The organism is Nostoc punctiforme PCC 73102 (assembly GCF_000020025.1).
GTDB lineage: Bacteria > Cyanobacteriota > Cyanobacteriia > Cyanobacteriales > Nostocaceae > Nostoc > Nostoc punctiforme.
On sequence record NC_010628.1, the window covers coordinates 4,335,814 to 4,354,780 of the forward strand.

The 18,967-nt window shown below is 40.8% G+C and carries 11 protein-coding genes; 7 read left to right on the forward strand and 4 right to left on the reverse strand.

The window, feature by feature from the left end:
- Positions 1 to 108: 108 nt before the first annotated feature.
- The 5 genes from NPUN_RS17480 to NPUN_RS17500 all read left to right on the forward strand — a co-directional run bounded on the left by NPUN_RS17480 (position 109) and on the right by NPUN_RS17500 (position 9,076).
- Positions 109 to 1,407, forward strand: a complete 1,299-nt coding sequence (locus NPUN_RS17480; protein WP_012409838.1) for an MFS transporter — start codon at positions 109 to 111, stop codon at positions 1,405 to 1,407.
- 180 nt (positions 1,408 to 1,587) lie between these two features.
- Positions 1,588 to 2,943 carry a nucleotide disphospho-sugar-binding domain-containing protein gene (locus NPUN_RS17485; RefSeq protein ID WP_012409839.1) on the forward strand — a complete coding sequence of 452 codons (1,356 nt, stop codon included), beginning with the start codon at positions 1,588 to 1,590 and terminating at the stop codon, positions 2,941 to 2,943.
- Between the two features lie 54 nt (positions 2,944 to 2,997).
- Positions 2,998 to 3,960, forward strand: coding sequence for a class I SAM-dependent methyltransferase (locus NPUN_RS17490; protein WP_148220339.1), 963 nt, complete (start codon positions 2,998 to 3,000; stop codon positions 3,958 to 3,960).
- Positions 3,961 to 4,366: 406 nt separating this feature from the next.
- On the forward strand, positions 4,367 to 6,154 hold the full coding sequence (gene aspS / locus NPUN_RS17495) for an aspartate--tRNA ligase (RefSeq protein WP_012409841.1): 1,788 nt from the start codon (positions 4,367 to 4,369) through the stop codon (positions 6,152 to 6,154).
- Positions 6,155 to 6,562: 408 nt separating this feature from the next.
- On the forward strand, positions 6,563 to 9,076 hold the full coding sequence (locus tag NPUN_RS17500; RefSeq protein WP_012409842.1) for a CPBP family glutamic-type intramembrane protease: 2,514 nt from the start codon (positions 6,563 to 6,565) through the stop codon (positions 9,074 to 9,076).
- 377 nt (positions 9,077 to 9,453) lie between these two features.
- On the opposite strand, the gene pirA is transcribed toward NPUN_RS17500, so the two are convergent.
- Positions 9,454 to 9,609 carry an arginine synthesis PII-interacting regulator PirA gene (gene pirA / locus NPUN_RS42005; RefSeq protein WP_012409843.1) on the reverse strand — a complete coding sequence of 52 codons (156 nt, stop codon included), beginning with the start codon at positions 9,607 to 9,609 and terminating at the stop codon, positions 9,454 to 9,456.
- A gap of 110 nt (positions 9,610 to 9,719) precedes the next feature.
- Here pirA and NPUN_RS17505 point away from each other — a divergent pair, with 110 nt between their 5' ends.
- A complete protein-coding gene (locus tag NPUN_RS17505; protein WP_012409844.1) occupies positions 9,720 to 10,544 on the forward strand; it encodes an SAM hydrolase/SAM-dependent halogenase family protein in 825 nt (274 codons plus the stop codon).
- A 276-nt stretch (positions 10,545 to 10,820) separates the two neighbouring features.
- Here the strand turns inward: NPUN_RS17505 and NPUN_RS17510 are convergent, their stop codons facing one another.
- Positions 10,821 to 12,809 (reverse strand): ATP-binding protein, encoded by a 1,989-nt coding sequence (locus tag NPUN_RS17510; protein ID WP_012409845.1) that lies wholly within the window; start codon positions 12,807 to 12,809, stop codon positions 10,821 to 10,823.
- Positions 12,806 to 14,080, reverse strand: a complete 1,275-nt coding sequence (locus tag NPUN_RS17515) for a Pvc16 family protein (RefSeq protein WP_012409846.1) — start codon at positions 14,078 to 14,080, stop codon at positions 12,806 to 12,808. The genes NPUN_RS17510 and NPUN_RS17515 overlap by 4 nt, the downstream gene beginning before the upstream one ends.
- 397 nt (positions 14,081 to 14,477) lie before the next feature.
- On the opposite strand from NPUN_RS17515, the gene NPUN_RS17520 reads away from it, so the two are divergent.
- Positions 14,478 to 16,448: a protein kinase domain-containing protein gene (locus NPUN_RS17520; protein ID WP_012409847.1), complete on the forward strand. Its 1,971-nt coding sequence runs from the start codon at positions 14,478 to 14,480 to the stop codon at positions 16,446 to 16,448.
- 65 nt (positions 16,449 to 16,513) lie between these two features.
- Here the strand turns inward: NPUN_RS17520 and NPUN_RS17525 are convergent, their stop codons facing one another.
- Positions 16,514 to 18,115, reverse strand: coding sequence for a peptide ligase PGM1-related protein (locus tag NPUN_RS17525; protein WP_012409848.1), 1,602 nt, complete (start codon positions 18,113 to 18,115; stop codon positions 16,514 to 16,516).
- Between the last annotated feature and the right edge of the window lie 852 nt (positions 18,116 to 18,967).

Below are 18,967 nucleotides of genomic sequence, written 5' to 3' on the forward strand. Positions count from 1 at the left end.
AATCTGACAGGCTACTAGTAGAAAATTTCCTATCTTAGAACAATCAAAGAAGCTTTGAAATTAACTGATAGTTAATCACCGCAAATTTATAATCTAAACTTGATACAAGTGCGTACTCTTATTATTGTTTGGCTTAGTCAAATAGTTTCCATCGTTGGCAGTAACATGACCGGATTTGCTTTCACTATTTGGGTGTGGGAACTCACAGGTCAAGCTACGTCTTTAGCCTTGTTTGCTTTATTTGCACAAGTGCCGCAAATTTTTATTATTCCCATAGCTGGGGTGATTGTAGATCGCTGGAACCGTAAATATTTAATGATGGTTGGTGACACAGTAAGCGGGCTGTTGACCATAACTGTCTTACTACTTTACATAACTCATGATTTGCAATTATGGCATTTATATTTGGCTGTAGGTGTCAAAGGAACTTTTCAGCAATTTCAAAAACTGGCATTCTCGGCATCAGTATCAATGATGGTGCCAAAGCAGCAGTACAGTCGCGCTAGCAGCATCAGTTTCCTGGCAACCTCTAGTTCTAATATCATTGCACCAGCGTTAGCAGGTGCCCTCTATGTAGTCATTGGTCTTGTTGGCATCTTAATTATTGATATCACTACTTTTGCGATCGCTTTACTTACATTGCTGCTAGTACATATACCGCAACCTAAGATTACAAAAGCGGGTACGCGTGATAGCAAAAACCTGAAGCAGGATCTCTATTTTGGCTGGCGCTATGTTGCTGTACGCCCCGGACTGCTTGCGATGCTAGTATTAGTGTTGCTCTTCGTTTTTGCCTATGAATTTGGCGAATCACTTGTTACTCCCCTAATTCTGACACGCACTGGTAATGATAGTAAAGTATTAGGTGTTATATTTTCGACAGCAGGGTTAGGTGGCATTATTGGGGCGTTGCTCGTGGGCATTAGGGGTAATTTGCAGCCCCGAATACATGCAGTGTTGCTAGGTATGGCTGGTGCTGGTTTGAGCCAAACAGTGTTTGGTCTAGGGAGAGTACCGTTAATTTGGTTTCCTGCCCAATTCTGTTCAGCTCTCAATTTTCCAATAATGGGCAGTGCCGATGACGCTATATGGTTAAGCAAGATAAAACCTGAGTTACAGGGACGTGTTTTTGCAATGCGTTCTATGGTGATGCCGATTAGTACGGTTTTAGCAAACTTAATAGCTGGGCCACTAGCTGATGGTGTTTTTGAACCAGCAATGAAGCCTGATGGTAGTCTTGCCCCCATATTTGGTTGGATATTTGGCACAGGAGGTGGTGCAGGCATAGCACTCCTGTATGTCATTTCTTCCCTATGTATGTTAGCGATTGGCTTAGGTGGATATGCCTTTCGTGTGTTGCGTGACGTAGAAATCATCTTGCCAGATTATGATGTCGGTGCAGAGTAGTCGGTGGCTGAGTATCACAGGAACTTTGAATCGTTTTCAAGAAAGTGAATATGATTACCAAGGTTCTCTAACTAATTGCCGCTAAAATGTCAGGCTATTGTCAAATTGTAGTGCATCAATATCTTTTGGTTAAGCATCATCTTTCAGGATAATAAAAACAGTTTCGCTGGAGTTTTTAACATGGCAAATATTGTATTTTATGTTAGCTTTTTACAAAACGATTTTAATAGCACTATTAAGCTGGCAAAAACACTAAAATCACTTGGACACAAAGTATTTTATTTAGGAATGCTAGATTCAGAAGAAAAGGTTTTTAAATATGGCTTTCCATTTTTACCAATTTTAGAGAAATGGTTTCCCAAAGGATTTTACCAACAAGAAGACTATAATAGACTAAACTTTAGCGGATTAAGGTTGTCATTAGAGTGCAGAAAATACAGGAAACTTAGAAGCTCTTTAATTTATTCCTTATACAAAGGGGAAAACAGAGAAATACATAATGCAATAAAAAAAGCAGATACTGATTTACTATTGATAGGTACATCCTGCTCTTCTGAAGCTTCAATAATAGCATTTATAGCTTATGATTGCCAGATATCAACTATTTATTTAACAGATATGTTTACAGAATTACCACCAATAAACAAAATCCTGCAAGACAAAAAGAATACTTTAAATGTTCAGCTTCTGAAAAGATTTTATAATAAATTTAAAGCTGCTAGCGAAGCATTGAAAAGAAGTTTGCTTTGGTTGGTTGGAAAAAGTTTAGATGAAGATATTATCAGAAACTTTGCAACTATTAAGAGTAAAATACCTTTAGAATTGTTAGACTTTTCTAACAATCTTCCTTTGAAATTACCACACTTGTTTTTATGCCCAGAGGAATTAGATTTTCCTAACTCTTATAGAGAAGGATGTTACTATGCTGAAGCTTCTATAGATTTGCAAAGAGAAGAGCCATCTTTTGATTGGTCAAAACTGAATAATAATCGAGTCCTAATTTATTGCTCTTTGGGAACTACAGGAGAAACCTTTGAAACTTTAGGCATAAAGAAAGTTAAACAATTTTTTCAGGATGTAATTGATGCTGTATCTCTCAAAAAGGAATACCAATTAATCGTATCAGCAAGCGATCATATTAATGTTGAAGACTTTCACTATGTCCCTGAAAATACGATAATCGTTAATAGGGCACCACAATTGGCACTTCTCGAAAAAGCATCTCTAGCAATCATACATGGAGGAGTACGTACTATTAAAGAATGTATATTCTTTGGAGTACCAATGATAGTATTTCCTGTGAGTTCCGATCAACCAGAAAATGCAGAAAGAGTAGAATATCATAAATTAGGCGTAGTTGGTAATATTGAAAATACATCTGCCAATCTCATCATGGATTCCATTGAGAGAATAGAAAATGATTTTTTCTTGAAGCAGCGATTAGAAGCATGGAAAAATAAATTTAGAGAAATAGAACATTCTGAAAAGGCAACAAAATTTATATTGAATATTTTAGAGCAGAATAAATGCGTCTAAAACTCTTAATATATCGACAATTCATAAAATATAATGGAGATGAGATTAGAGAATATGAGTAAGGATTTAGAAGAAAGGGATTATTCAAAGGGAGCTAAATATATAGCTCAACATAAATATAGTGAAGCAATAGCTTTCTATAAGAAAAGCATTGAAACCGATCCTGACTTAATGTCTAATTATTGGTATCTATGTTTAGCACTATTGCTTCAGAAACAAGAATCAGAAGCTATGGCTATTTGGCGATCTATTCTAGAGAAAGCAGACATAGAAAAAGTTAAGAATTGGACATTAGATATAGTTGAGGTGCTAACAGCAGAAGCTATCAGATGCAAAGCAGCCTTTGACTTTGAGTCTGCCCATAGATTTTACGGGTATGCTGCTATTGCACGGGGTGAAGCCTGGAAAAAAGTGAAAGGGTATAAGTTCACAAATGATTGGTTTAGTCAAAATCTCCCAATCTGGGAAAATTATCTAATACACTTAGCTAATAAGCCTGAAATTAATATTCTAGAAATTGGTAGTTGGGAAGGCATGTCTGCGTGCTGGTTACTAGATCGCATCCTCACTCATGAATCCTCAAGAATCACGTGTATAGATACCTTTGAGGGAAGCATTGAGCACAAACTTGAATATAACGATAGTTACATAAAATCCGTTGAGGAAAAATTTGATTTCAATATCTCCCACACAGGAGTACAAGAGAAAGTAACGAAAATTATTGGTAATTCCCAAGATGTGATGCGATCGCTCCCCCTTAAAAGTTACGATATGCTTTATATTGATGGCTCTCACTTAGCAAGTGATGTCCTTATGGATGCTGTTTTAGGTTGGGGGCTTGTCAAGATCGGAGGTCTCATTGTTTTTGATGACTACGATTTTAAATTTCCCAACAGCGTAGATGCAGGGCAGGATACAAAAATCGGCATAGACGCTTTCCTGAAGGTATTTTGCAAAAAAGTCAACATTATTCATCAAGGTCATCAAGTTATAATTGAAAAGGGCGTTGTTGCGTGAGTAAAACATCTCCGAAAGTTAAAGACCGAGCAGAGGTCATTAGACTAAACGCACATGGCTAGTACGTGGAAAAAATAGCTGCTAATTTCAATTGGACTCCTCAAACGGTAAGAGAAATCTTACATAAATAGCGAAGAGTTGATTTTGAATGTCAATAACTTCTACTGGACTGGCTCTCTAGGCATCCATTAAGCTGGTAATTGCTGCCGTCTGTGTCATAGTTTTTCACCTTGCCGTGTATGCAAAGCCCAGCCTTCCGGTATTATGACTTCTCTTATATATATAGTGTGAGATTATTTCATTTTTATATTGCACCAGAACTACTACAATTACTATTGATGCTAGATAATGGGAAGGCTTTGACATTTTCTTCCCAATCTAGCCCAGGAAACAATAATTAACACTTATGCGAACTCATTATTGCGGCGAACTCCGAAAAGAACATATTGGAGAAACAGTTACCTTTTACGGATGGGTAGACCGTCGCCGCGATCACGGTGGTGTGGTATTTTTAGATTTACGCGATCGCTCTGGAATTGTCCAAATCGTCAGCGATCCGCAACGCACCCCAGATTCTTATGAACAGGCCAACGCCCTGCGTAATGAATATGTTGTCGAAATCACTGGTAGAGTAACGCAACGTCCTGAAGAATCGTTGAATACCCGCATCCCCACAGGCGAGGTAGAAATCTACGCTGATAAAATTAAACTCCTCAATGCTGTCGGCAAACAGTTGCCTTTCCAAGTTTCCGTAGCTGACACCGAGACAGTGCGGGAAGACTTGCGGCTGAAATATCGTTATTTGGATTTGCGACGCGAACGCATGGCGCAAAATTTGCAATTGCGTCATCAAATTGTTAAAGCCATGCGTCGTTATCTCGAAGATTTGGAAGGTTTTATCGAAGTCGAAACCCCAATACTTACCCGTTCTACCCCAGAAGGGGCGCGGGATTATGTTCTACCCAGTCGCGTCAATCCTGGAGAGTGGTATGCTTTGCCGCAATCACCCCAGCTATTTAAACAATTGCTGATGGTATCCGGCTTGGATAGATATTATCAGATTGCCCGTTGCTTTCGTGATGAAGATTTACGCGCCGACAGACAACCAGAATTTACCCAGTTGGACATGGAAATGAGCTTCATGTCCCAAGAAGAAATTATCGAACTAAACGAAAGCTTAGTTTGTCATATCTTCAAAACAGTTAAAGGTATTGAGTTACAGCGTCCTTTCCTCCGCCTCACTTATGCAGAGGGTATGGAACGTTACGGCAGTGATAAACCAGATACCCGCTATGGTTTGGAATTAGTTGATGTCTCAGATATTGTCAAAGACTCTGGTTTCAAAGTATTTCGGGACACTGTTACTAATGGCGGTATCGTCAAAATCCTCCCCATTCCTAACGGTAACGATGTCATTTCTAATGTCCGCATTAAACCAGGCGGCGACTTATTTAAAGAAGCCAGCGAAGCCGGTGCTAAAGGTTTAGCTTATATCCGCGTCAGGGATGATGGCGAAATTGACACCATTGGCGCGATTAAAGACAACTTGAGCGAAGAACAAAAACAAGAAATTTTGCGCCGCACAGGTGCCAAAGCTGGACATTTGCTCTTGTTTGGGGCAGGGGAAGCTGCTACAGTTAATAAAACTTTAGATAGATTACGGCAAGCGATCGCTAGAGAATTTAACTTAATCGATCCAGATAAAATCAACTTACTCTGGATTACAGATTTCCCGATGTTTGAGTGGAATGCTGACGAAAAGCGTCTAGAAGCACTGCACCACCCATTCACAGCACCCCATCCCGATGATTTGAGCGACTTAAAAACCGCACGCGCCCAAGCTTACGACTTGGTACTCAACGGCGTAGAAGTTGGCGGCGGAAGTCTACGGATTTATCAGCGAGAAATTCAACAGCAGGTGTTTGAAGCGATTGGTTTATCTCCTGAAGAAGCACAAAGTAAATTTGGCTTTCTCTTAGAAGCATTTGAATATGGTACACCGCCGCATGGTGGCATTGCCTACGGTTTAGATCGTTTGGTAATGTTGCTAGCTGGGGAAGAATCCATTCGAGATGTTATTGCTTTTCCGAAGACACAACAAGCGCGTTGTTTGTTAACAGATGCACCTTCGAGTGTAGATGCTAAACAGTTGAAAGAATTGCACGTTGCTTCGACTTATAAACCAAAGTCTTAATGAGCTAAATAATTGTCTAGGTAAGGTGGGCAATGCCACTAGCCTTTTCAAGGCGGGTAAAATTTTCGGACAATAATTCCTCTTCTCTCTGTGTTCTCTGCGCCTCTGTGGTTCAATAAATCACTTTTAAACCGCAGAGCTACAGAGGGCGCAGAGAGAAAACCAGAGATTTTAGGAGTGAATTTGCAAGGGCTAGATTGCCCACTAACTATTTGCAATTATGCATTGATTCTCTTTAAAACACTAGGTTGACTTGTACAACAGTCTCAAAAAGAAAAAGTAAATTCAATTATCAAAGCTTGCTATTCTTGTTGAATTGATGAGGATACTCAATAAAAGTTTTATTGGTTAATATTAATCATCTTGAATAAATAATCAAGTAGGCATAATATTAGTTGCTGATAATATATGATGTGGTGTGGATTAAATCGAAAAATAAGGCTAGTGTTTCCGATATTTTTACTACTAGTCTTTATAGTAGTAATGGTGTCGCAAAAACTCTCCGCAAGAGAACCCCAGTTAGTACAACAAGAAAATAATTACGCGATACATACTCGACAAAATTTTAATCAATCTAGTTTTTATCCAATTGCAGAAATTCCATCTGCAAAACTTTATAAACCCATTGGTAACTGGGTAGGAAGGTTAATCTTACCAACAAAACAGCAATTACAAGATGGTTTAGATTGGGTATGGATGGAAGTGCAATATGCACCACCCACAGCACAAAATTTGCTAGGAAAGATTGTGCGTCTGGAGTGGAAAAATAATGAAGATTTGCTTGCTAAAGTTAAAGCTGTAACACGAGATATAAATTTCACTTCAGAAGTCATTAAAAGTCAAGAACAAGGGAATATTCATCCTTTTCGACTAAATGCAGTTAGACAGGTAGGTATTTTACGTTCATTGGCTGGTGCAAATCCTCAAGATGATGTAATTGTTGCTTTAAATTCAAATACAATCATCAATGCAGATAGAGAAAAATCTATTTTGCAAATTGAACATGAACCTGTTTTGGCAACTGGTAGATTTTATGGATTAGTAAAAATAATTAACCCGATTAGATTTAATCTTTTATCTACAAAATATCAGCAAGATAGCTATTATTTTTCTGTCCAGCACTATAATTCTAACTCAAATAAATTTGATGGCATTCAAGAAACTATTCGTATTCCCCAACAAGTAATAGATACGAGAAACTTTGCGCCTTCAAGTTCGCAGGAAATCGAAAAATCACCTGCGGGTGAGGATGGTTGGTATATTTATGGTGCTAAAGATGCAAATGCCGTATTTACAGTAAGTGCCCTTGCACCTCGTTCTCTGTTTCAAATTCAACCCCGTCAAATTATTACTGGTGAGGAATTAGGGCTCAATTTTATCAAAGAGGTAAATTGGCGAAATAGCGAGAGAGAAAAAGGTAAATTCAATACTGTCTTGTTAAAACCTGTAGAAACATCTATATCAAAATGGCAACAAGGCGATAAAGGGATTTTACTACACCTATTCGGTGGAATTGGCGGACGTAAAGCTGAACCAATCGGAGTACCTAATACTATTACCGGACATTTTGCTTTTGGAATTGCAGAAGTTGTCCGCGATGAGTTTACTAACGAATTACGCTTTGAGACTAAATACCATCAAATTTATGCCCATAACCCTGATGGAATTATTGCCGGAACGCATACATGGGCTGATTATATGGGTAATTTACAACGTGGCTGGCTAGCAACACGTCCAGTATCAGATATTCTGATTAAATTCGACCCTGTAACGCAAGATTATGATTTTGATGGGATTAAACTTTCGCCTTTAGAGGAATTCCAGCAACAATTACAGGTAACGATGGCACGTTATCGCGTTGGCGATGGTACTGGTGGCGCAATGGTATCACCTGGTACCTCATGCGTCCAAGACTCAAGCCAAGCACTTTATGCTGCGATAATGGCAATTAAAAACCAAGTTGCTACAACTTCTCAAATTCAAACTTGGGTACGCACTAATCCAAATCATCCGCAAACATTACGCTTTCAGCAGCTAGTTGAATTAGATAAATCTTTAGAACAACAATTAGCACCCTTGGGGATAGTTCGTGCTGATTGGCAGAGTCAAGCAGGCGTACTCGCAGGCACGGGAATAGGAAAAACGACGAAACCATTTCAAGATGGTAGTATTTGGGCTGGTTTGACAACGTGGCGAACAATCATGCCAAGACAAGTACATGATGATCTCGCCGCGATATTTCTCAAACATGGTGCAACTTTGCAAGTATTGCGAACCAATCAAGTAGGTGGTTGGCAATCCAGTATTACACCCCTTGCACCAACAGTCTTTTTAGGGCAAATGAAGATTCCTTTTACTAATATTGCACCACTTCCAATTATTTTAAATCGTTTTCTAACGTCGTTAGTAATTCCTACACGGCAAGATTGGTTAATTCTGGTTTTACTGCTGATAATCTATAGTATTATCGCTCTACCTTATGGCTGGAGATTAGGATTTTTACAGCTCCAACTTTGGTCTGCAAATTGGATCGATCAATGCTTATTAACGTTGCGTTGTTTATTTGCACCTGCGATTATCGAAGAACTCATTTTTCGCGTTATCTTGCTTCCTCATCCTAGTGAAATCACCAATTGGTTACGATGGAGCTTATGGGCAATAGTTAGTTTAGTATTATTTGTTTTGTATCATCCATTGAATGCTAAAACATTTTTTAAAGCTGGAAATCCCACATTCTTTAATCGGGGTTTTCTTACTTTAACTTTATGGTTAGGAATTATCTGTACTGTTGCATATACCTTAACAGGATCTTTCTGGGTGATAGTTTTAATCCACTGGGTTGTAGTAGTAGTTTGGTTAATTGTTTTTGGAGGAATAACAAAATTAGATAAGAATCAAAAAATTAATAAAGCTCAAACGTAATACACCGTAGCTTAAAAAGGGGGAACTAGAATTAAAGTCCCCTTTTATCGATGGATTTAGAAGGCGATCTAAAACTTTTGATACTGACAGGAGGGCTTTTCAAACATCCTTTAAGATCCAATACGGTTCAGTCAACGTCAAAACTCTTCAACTGTATAGGTTGGGGAGCCGCTGCGCCCTTGCGGTTTCCCGACTTGTACCCCTACGGGGAAGCAAGCTACGCTCTTAGTGTTCTCGCACGGTAGCAAGTGGCGTTTGAAGAATGAAACCCAACAAAGCCCCAAGAGCGCAATTACCATAGAAAGCAAACCCTCTAAAAACAAAAAAAACCCGCTACAGCGGGTTACACAACAAACTAAGAACAATGAAAACTTGATTTAGCTGGAATATCTCATTTCAGCTTCAAGTTGACGAATCAGTTGTTCGTCGCCCTTTGCTCTGGCTACTTGCAAGCGATGCTCTAGGCTTTTTTGAATATTCTCTCTGTGGACTTCTTGTGCTTTTCTTGCACTTTGCAGTCTACCTTGATTCATAATGATTACCTCTTTAATTTTTCACTTTATGTCTTCTATTCATAACATAGCACACATTTTGTAGCTGTTGCTACAGAATTTTATAACTTAATGTAGATTTTAACAAAAAGATGTCTGAGAAGCAGATAGATCAACAACGACTTATGACTTTTCTAAGCGATTTTGGCGATCGCGATATCTATATAGGCGTAATGAAGGGAGTCATAGCCCAAGCCAATCCCAGGCTGAGGGTGATAGACTTAACGCACCAAATTCCACCGCAAGACATCGCCGCAGCCAGATTTTGCCTGATGAATGCTTATCCATATTTCCCAGTTGGGACAGTGCATCTGGCAGTAGTAGATCCAGGGGTGGGAAGTAAGCGACGAGCGATCGCAGTAGAATTTGCTCAAGGGTTTCTAGTCGGCCCAGATAATGGTATCTTTAGCGGCGTACTTAGTCAAAGTCCGGCGATGTCTACGACGGGCTACGCCTACGCAGCCGTTGAACTTACAAATCTTAACTATTGGCGAACTCCTCAACCAAGCAACACTTTTCACGGTAGAGATATTTTTGCACCAGTGGCAGCTAATCTTGCTAGTGGTGTCCCCTTGAAACAGCTAGGACAAGAAATTGATCCAGCAAGTTTAGTCAAACTGGATATAGGCGAGTGTAAGCAGACAAGCAATGGTGTAGTGGGTTGCATTCAATATATTGACCACTTTGGCAACCTAGTGAGCAACATTCCAGCGAGTTATGTACAAGGCAAAACTTGGTATGTGCAAGCTGCTGGGTTGAATATACCCGGCTGTGAAACTTACAGTGATGTCAAGGTGGGAGAGATACTAGCTTTAGTTGGCAGTCACGGCTGGGTAGAAATTGCCATTAATAGCGGCAATGCTCACTCCCGGTTGCATTTAGATTGGCAAGCACCGCTTCAAGTTGTGCTAACGTGAACCAATAACACTGACTAAAACTCTTCACTTAGAGGGTGTTTGAAAAGTCTAATTTATTACTCACCGGGCGACTGGAAGTCGCGGCTAAACAGTCAAAACCCACCTCCGTGGCTTAAAATCATTGATTTTCTCTTAGTCCACGAAGGTGGACTTGGTTTGTGTAGTAGCGAATTCTATTCGCCTAAAACTTTTCAAACAACCTCTTAGGTGAGTTACAAAACCTAGCAATCGCTGATAATATCAAATATTATAAAGAGTTTCTACCCCCTGCCCCCTTCACATCCACCCCCCAACTTCCGCATCAGTTAAAGGTTTCTCTAACTTGCTATATTCCGTCTGAGCAGCCCGCAATACGTGTTTCATCTGCACTGCTTCCCCGGCATCGGCGGCGAGGAAAGCTGCATTTAAGGCTATGTTACGGATGTTACCCCCAGCGACATTTAGCCGTGCTAGTTGCAGGGCATCTAAGTCTGCGGTTGGGGTGTCGGCGGGAAAGACGCGCCGCCAAATCTCGGCTCGTTGTGTTGTATCGGGGAAGGGGAATTGCACCACGAAGCGAATTCGGCGCAGAAAAGCTGTATCAATTGCACTTTTTAAGTTCGTAGTTAGGACTGCTAAACCTGGGTAGCTTTCCATGCGTTGCAACAGATAGCTAACTTCAATATTGGCATAGCGATCGCGCGCATCTTTAACTTCACTACGTTTGCCAAATAAAGCATCAGCTTCATCAAATAACAAAATCACCCCGCCTTGTTCAGCAGCATCAAATACCCGGCGCAAATTCTTCTCTGTTTCGCCAATATATTTGCTAACTACCGATGATAGATCGATCCGATAAAGGTCGAGGCGCAATTTATGGGCGAGTACTTCTGCTCCCAAGGTTTTACCAGTGCCGCTAGCACCTGCGAATAAGGCACTAATTCCCAATCCTCTTGCACTCTTGCCACCAAAACCCCAATTGTTATATACAATACTGCGTTGACGCACATGAGCCGCAATTTCCCGGAGAACTTGTTTCTGTGCCTCTGGCAATACCAAGTCTTCCCAATCACCAGATGGCTCAATCCTTTGGGCGAGTTCATCCAAGCGCGGACGTGCTTGGACACGGCAGGCATCCCATAAAATGCTAGTGATATCGTTGTCTGGTTTTTGTGCTAACTGTCCTGCGGCTTCTGCACAAGCAGCCCGGATGGTTGCGGCACTTAGGTTAAACTGATCCACCAGGGTTTTAACTTGCCCGTTCATTTGTGATGCCATTGAACCTAGGGCATCTTGCCAAACTGTACCTTGTTCTTTGCTAGTTGGTTGATGTACGTCAAAATTAACTACCAGGCGTTGTCCTAGTCCAATCCGTTCTCGGCTTGTAACTATTAAAAAGCCCTTGGTGCGTTCGATGAAACGTGCGATCGCATTTAGCCGCGCCATATCATTATTATCTAGTTCGTTGCAGTCTATGAGTAACGCACACTTACTTAAAATCGTCTCGCGAGTCCATAGGCGAATGAGATTATCTAACTCACTAGGTACTAAGGGAATCAGTTGTGCAGGCATTACCCACAAACTTAAACCCTGGAGTTGACAAATGGCCGCGGCAATGGCGCGTTTGCTAGTAGTTTCGCTACTAGATAGCTGCACGATTGGTAAGCTATTAATTTTGTCAGCTTGCGACCAAACTGCTGCTACTCGCTCTGCTAAATCTTGGTGTGACGGGACTAGATCGCTAACCTCTGGTAATGGTTCAATGATGCCAGCTAATCGTTCGTCAAGATATTGAATGCCCGTGAGATAATGTAAAATTCGTTCGTCAATTCTGACGGGACTGAGAGTCAAGGCATGACCATCACCAATTTGAATTAACCGCCAATGACGTAAGGGAGCATTTGGAGCGATCGCATCCCAGTGGACATTAGGTAAAGCGGACAGAGCTAAACTTAGAGTTGGGTAAGCTCGTTGTAAATCTCCGTGTGTTATGGCACACAATTTAGCAAAATCTCCATTCAACTCCATACCTGCACACAACAACAACAAATCACGTTCAAAGGATGAGAGACTAAATATTTTGCATACTCTCTCCAATGCTGATGGCGCAGGCATTGCAGCAGCCGCTTCCTGTAAAGCTTGCTGTAAATTCTCTTGATTTTTCTCTACAGATTGATTCTGCTCTTTTGCTGTGTGATTTTCTAAAATCCCACGCACTAAGGCAAGGGCTGCTGATAGATAGCGGTAGTTTGCCTCATCCCAATTGCGATTTGTTGTAGCATTCATAAGATTGTCACCTGTGGCGAATCATAAGCTCCAGACTGATTCTTCTTGTGCAGTGGGCTTTCTGCCCCATCTACTTGCACCCGAACAATATAAGTCCCTGGTTTTACATGTTTGACAGGAATAGTAATTGCATCGGTGTCTTCAGTGCGTGGTGCAACCAAGAAAGAGTAAGCTACCGGGCTATTAACTGATACTTCATTGAGTCGCAAAACTACTCGCTGTGCCTTACCAACTTTGGGCTGGAATTTAACGGTAATTTCTGCTGTGCGTAAATTGTCACCGCTATTTTCCACTTGAGCGACAAATGCTGTAATTGTTGGATGGATGACAAAAGCTGCAACGTTTGATTCAAATACATAATCTGTTTGTCCTGCATTGCCCATTGTTAGATGTACAACTTGGATACCTTGCACACTTGCGTATAAATCTGATGGGATTAACAGGCTAATTTGTGTTTCTTTAACATCATGAGGTACTAGTAAAGTCTCCCTATGACTCAAACGGATTCGGGTAATCTCACCGCGTAAACGTTTACCACGAATTACTAATGTTGTGCCCGTAACAATCGTTTGATCGGTCTTTGTCGGTGCCATAACTTGCTCTATAATCGGTTGAGACAAGGGCATGATGTAGACTTCAGAATTTTCAGGTTTGCTACTCTCAATCAATACCATTGATGCCAGATAGGTAGCTGAAGGTCGATAGTGTGTTTGTAACGCAGACCATAATTTAGAAGTTTCTTCCATGTTAAAAAACTCTGGAGTCAGTTTAATCTGACCAATTTGTTCAGCTAAATCAGGTACAGATACACTTGCTACAGCTTGCGAAAAAGCACTTGAGGTATTGGTTGTAGAGGCATTTATCAGAGTATTCTCAATAATATCCGATGTGATGGCTGGTGTTTTGTGTAATAAATGCATTGTATAGCCCAATAAAAGCTCCGCCTGAAAATCTTTGGCTCCATACGCTGTTAGTAAGTAATGGAGGTCAAGAGCTAGTGGGGGGCTCTGAGAGGATGCGTTTCCATTTATACGTGAATGCCTACTGCGAAATTCCTGAGATACCCAATCGACATTGCGGTTCTGTGTTACTTGATAAAGAAAGAGGTTGATTTGAGCCCGCTCGTCAGCTTCAACTGAAATTCGATCGGGCGGTAGGGCAGTTACAATCACATCACCAACACTAGCAGCGATCGGATCGCTGACTAAGCCATTTTCCAGCAAGACTTTTAGTACTGCTGTCACGGCGGCTATAGAGAGTACATTACTCATCCTCGTTCCTCATGGCAATAGCACATCTTAATCATGTACGCCAGAGTACATTGACAGAATATATTTTGCAAAACTTTAAATATTCTGTAACAGAGACTATCCGCATAGCATACGAAGTATCAGCACTAATGAAGCTAAAGACCTCGTATAATTTGCGTTAACTTTATATCAGGAACCAATTTAAAGTACCATAGGGCTTAATTTTAAACATTTTATCAAATTGCTAACATTATTTTAAGTTAGTAATATGTTAAGCTGAGTATAATCAGATAAAGGCTAAGTAATATATATTACTAAATATTCATCTAAGTTACCAAGTAAGCAAAATATTTGTAATACTAGTAGTATATCTGAGCTAAAGTCAAAACCTTAAAGTTACTAGAATGGGTTCCCCCAGATGAAATCCCCACCTCCTTCAAATTCTTGGATTGGTCGCTTGGTAGGTGATAACGAGCGATATCGTTTAGACAAACGGTTAGGCGGGGGTGGCATGGGAGATGTCTTCCTGGCAACGGACACCCGTGTGGGTCAACAGGTAGCGTTGAAGTTGCTCAAAGATACGCTGGTGGCATCACAAGAAATGAGAAAGCGTTTTGAGCGTGAGGTAGCAGTTTGTGCTGCTTTGCAAAGTGACCACATAGTTAAAATTAGTGATTGTGGATTCACTTCGGAAGGGTTTCCATTTTATGTAATGGAATATTTACGCGGGCAAACGCTCAGACAATTACTGCTGCGCGAGAAGCGGCTATCTGTTGAGCGGGCGGTAAAAATTATGGCGCAAGTTTGCAAAGGTTTACAGCTTGCCCATCAAGGAGTTACTCTCCAACGGGAAGGCGGAAAAAGCACTGAGCATATTCAGGTAGTTCATCGTGACCTGAAACCAGATAATATATTTTTAGTACCTACAGATTTGGGTGAGTGGGTAAAGGTTTTGGATTTTGGTGTTGCCAAAATTCGGAGTGAATCTTCAGAAAATGCCAATATTACCAATATCACCAGTACTTTTATTGGGACATTTCGTTATGCACCCCCTGAGCAAATCCAAAGCGATAAAAACCTGGATGCAAGGGGTGATATTTACAGTTTAGGAATTATCCTTTATGAAATGCTGAGTGCTGCCGATCCCTTTGGAATCAGCATTAAGGGTAGTCATGTCAGCGAGGCTTCTTGGGTATTAGCTCATGCTTATGAACCACCGAAGCCACTGCGATCGCAGCCAGGTTGTGAGCATTATTCCACAGAATTGGAAGCAGTGGTGATGAAATGCCTCCACAAGAACCCAGCGAACCGATTTGCAACGGTAGAAGAATTGAATCAAGCTTTGCAAGCTGCTGCCAAATCTGTCACAAACACTATTAATTTACCCGGAAAAGCTATCGGGCAATCACAACCTTCCTATAATCAAGGTTCAAACCACGAAACTATTCCCAGACAGTCAAACGACGACACCGTTTACCGTCCTCCATCTGCATATAATCAAGGTTCAAACCACGAAACTGTTTCCAGACAATCAAACGACGACACTGTTCTCCGTCCCCCATCTGCATACAATCAAGGTTCAAATCACGAAACTGTTCCCAGACAATCGAACGACGACACCGTTCTCCGTCCCCCATCTGCACATAATCAAGGTTCAAATCACGAAACTATTCCCAGACAATTTAACCCGATTGAGCAAAACCAATCTGAGGAACCACTCCCTCCCCTTCAGCCTAAATACAACCAAGGTTCAAATAACGAAACAGTTCCGAGGCAGTTTAATCCAGTTGAGCAAAGTCCACAGAGTCCTGTGAATAATCCCAACCCCAGCAAACCGGACGTGACCTTGTATCAACCGCGACCTGCGGCTAATCAAGGCGGACAACAAGTGCCACCAGATAAGACCTTGTATCAACCGAGACCTGGAGCTAATCAAGGCGGACAACAAGCGCCACCAGATAAGACATTATATCAACCGCGACCTGGGGCTAATCAAGGCAGACAACAAGTGCCACCAGATAAAACATTGTTTCAACCGCGACCTGCGGCTAATCAAGGCGGACAACCAGTGCCACCAGATAAGACATTGTTTCAACCGCGACCTGCATCCAATCAAGGCAGACCACAAGTGCCGCCAGATGTGACATTGTATCAACCAAGACCTGCATCCAATCAAGGCAGACCACAAGTGCCACTAGATGACACTATTTACCAACCAAAGCTAAGTGGGCAGCTAACTCCGAAAATTACTCCCAATTTTTTGCGAATCTTGGGAGTAGTCTTGGCAATTGGGCTGACTTTAGCATTGGTGTCCTATATTTATACTCAATCTCGTAAAGAACCAAACAACCAGCAAAGTTTACCTAATAGCGATCGCATTCAGAACTAATTTAGCTAATAGTACATCTCCACAAGGGTTATAGATAACGTATATTTCATTTCTGGAGATGTCTTTTACCTATATTCATCCCAAGCTACGGGAAAAGAATAATCTGAAAACGCCGAAAAATCACGATTTTCGCTGCGGGTTTCTTCATCCAAAACCTTGACAACTTTGTTATAAATATCTTGTGCTTGTTGCGGAGAATCACCGATGCTGGTTAATCCCAACTTACCAAACTGCGAAAGACAACCCATGAGATGAAACACTGTGCCTGTTTCTGTACCGCTGTCGAAATGCAGTCTGTGATGAGCGATGATATCCATCAAATCATTAGGTAATAATCCTTGATAGCGCTCTTTTTGCAAATTATCAGTAGCAATGTAGTATTTTGGACGACCTTGCTGACTATAAAATAAACCCGTAGAAAGATCGTAGCGACCGTTGGTTAATAATTTCAAGGTCATGAATGGATGAGTTGTACCGCCTTTACGCAGATTAATTTCGATCGCCTGAATATCCCACTCACCATTACCCTTGTCAACGGCGATAAAATCTACACCAAATCGCTCTAAAGTACCTTTCTCTGCTAGCGTTCTACCAACTTGTAGTCCTAATTGTTGTAATTGCAATCGATAGCTTTCATCAGCCGGAAAGCGACAACCAAGATAAATCTGACCGTCTGGTCCTCCGAGAATTTGGTCGTGGGTTGAAAGTATTTCCACTTCGCCAGTGGGTGTGATCCGTCCTTGGACACTGGGCGAGCGCTTTATTTCCCCTTCCACAAATGCTTCGGCAATTGCCCCTAATTCTGGGATTCTTCCCGAAAAATTATCCCAAGTCTCAAGTTTTGCTTGAAAGCGCATTGTTGAGAAGCGATCGCTAATTGCTGCTACCCTTTGAGCATGAGTACCAATACCTGGCGCTAAATTCTCAATTGGTCTTAGATCGAGCAAGGCATTTCCCTCTCCCGAAATGCCTTCATTGAGTTTTACCACTACCCGTTTTAATGTCGGTTGTCTTTCCCACAAGTCACTGGTAGCTTCTGCCAAATCTGTGTGGTTCCAAATTTTTTCGCTGCCATCTGGATGCGGTACTCCACTTCCCTTGAAGATTTGCCGACTGCCACTTTTTGTCCCCCAAATCTGTAAATCTGGTGCAGCAGCATAGAGTGGTACACCTAATTTTAAAGACAATTCGCCTTCCCAGTGCGAAGAGTTGTAGCAGATCATAAATGATTTGTCTAGTCTCAAAGATTGATGAATCCGCTCTAATAGACGGGGACGTTCTAAAATCTTTTGGCTGAGAGGTTTAAGGGAAGAATCGTAAGTAGAAAGTAGCAGCAAGCGATTGCGAGCATGAGAAAAGGGGATTCCTGGCAAAAGTTGCAGATAATAATCAATGATACTAGGATGCAGTGGTACTGATGTTACATAAATCAGGCGAGTCCGGGGATTCTGCAACCGAATTAAAGAAAATAGTAATCTTTCTTCATAATGTTCGCACCCTTCAATCTTTTGGAGTTCGCGCTGGTCAATACTTAGGGAGGGAATAATTAAAATATCCGCTTCACTATTGTCAAATGACTCGATCGTTTTCCAGCGATCGCGCAGGGTTAATTGTAATTGGCGAAACTTTTCAACCTGCTCTAACTCGGAAATATTTAGTATTGCCATAACCACTGCCCTCTAATAATCCCAATGTAGCGTACCATACAGGCTTTTGGCCTATTAGTTTGATAACTGGTCAGCAAGTACTTTATCCTACAAAAATGTGGCTATGCAGATATCAGCCTAAATTAATAGTGATGAAATTAAATGCATAATATTACTATTCTGTCAAGTTAGTTTTAAAGGTTTGTAGTAATGAGTTTAGTACTTAGAGAATAAGGACTAAACTCATTAATCTAAAATTGTCCATAGGACTCATATTTGATTACGTGAAAAAAGCCCGTACAAATCAAAAATCCTTCTTTCTTATTGGCTGTAGCCTGCCCACCCAGTAACTATGGCTACCCCATACTGCACAAACAAAAATCCAAGCGGATTCCTATATCTATAAATTTAAACTTGACAGACTGCTAGGTAGTTGTGCAACTACAAAGTGAAAAAGTAGAAATCTATATTTTCATTTATCGAAAATAGCGCGGTTCTTGAGTGAGCTATAAGAATCATGATTAATTAATTCAATAACTCTTATTATTTAATTCGTTTTCCGTCTTAAGGTTGAGCAAATCTAAGCTTAGTTTACCTCTATGGAGCGATAAATTACAGCAACTTAATAGTTAACTTAATAGCAGATGAAAGGCATAACTATTTCATCGAATCATAGTTTTATACTTGTTTTTGCCGTCAGGTGAATAGTGTCTGTCATGTTTGAGTAGAAATAACGTCAGCCGCCTACAATTGCTAGAAATAAATGCCTTTAGTACGAATTCGGGATATGTATATCCGAAAAATTGCAAATGGCAAGTAGGAGCCAAAGCAGAAAACAAACCTTGGGTTAAATTTTTGATCCAGGGTTTGCTT

Bases quoted from the DNA above. Each gene is read 5' to 3' on its own strand.
- NPUN_RS17485 (WP_012409839.1), top strand. From the start codon at position 1,588: ATGGCAAATATTGTATTTTATGTTAGCTTTTTACAAAACGATTTTAAT.
- NPUN_RS17490 (WP_148220339.1), top strand. From the start codon at position 2,998: ATGAGTAAGGATTTAGAAGAAAGGGATTATTCAAAGGGAGCTAAATAT.
- aspS (WP_012409841.1), top strand. From the start codon at position 4,367: ATGCGAACTCATTATTGCGGCGAACTCCGAAAAGAACATATTGGAGAA.
- NPUN_RS17500 (WP_012409842.1), top strand. From the start codon at position 6,563: ATGATGTGGTGTGGATTAAATCGAAAAATAAGGCTAGTGTTTCCGATA.
- pirA (WP_012409843.1), bottom strand. From the start codon at position 9,609: ATGAATCAAGGTAGACTGCAAAGTGCAAGAAAAGCACAAGAAGTCCAC.
- NPUN_RS17505 (WP_012409844.1), top strand. From the start codon at position 9,720: ATGTCTGAGAAGCAGATAGATCAACAACGACTTATGACTTTTCTAAGC.
- NPUN_RS17510 (WP_012409845.1), bottom strand. From the start codon at position 12,809: ATGAATGCTACAACAAATCGCAATTGGGATGAGGCAAACTACCGCTAT.
- NPUN_RS17515 (WP_012409846.1), bottom strand. From the start codon at position 14,080: ATGAGTAATGTACTCTCTATAGCCGCCGTGACAGCAGTACTAAAAGTC.
- NPUN_RS17520 (WP_012409847.1), top strand. From the start codon at position 14,478: ATGAAATCCCCACCTCCTTCAAATTCTTGGATTGGTCGCTTGGTAGGT.
- NPUN_RS17525 (WP_012409848.1), bottom strand. From the start codon at position 18,115: ATGGCAATACTAAATATTTCCGAGTTAGAGCAGGTTGAAAAGTTTCGC.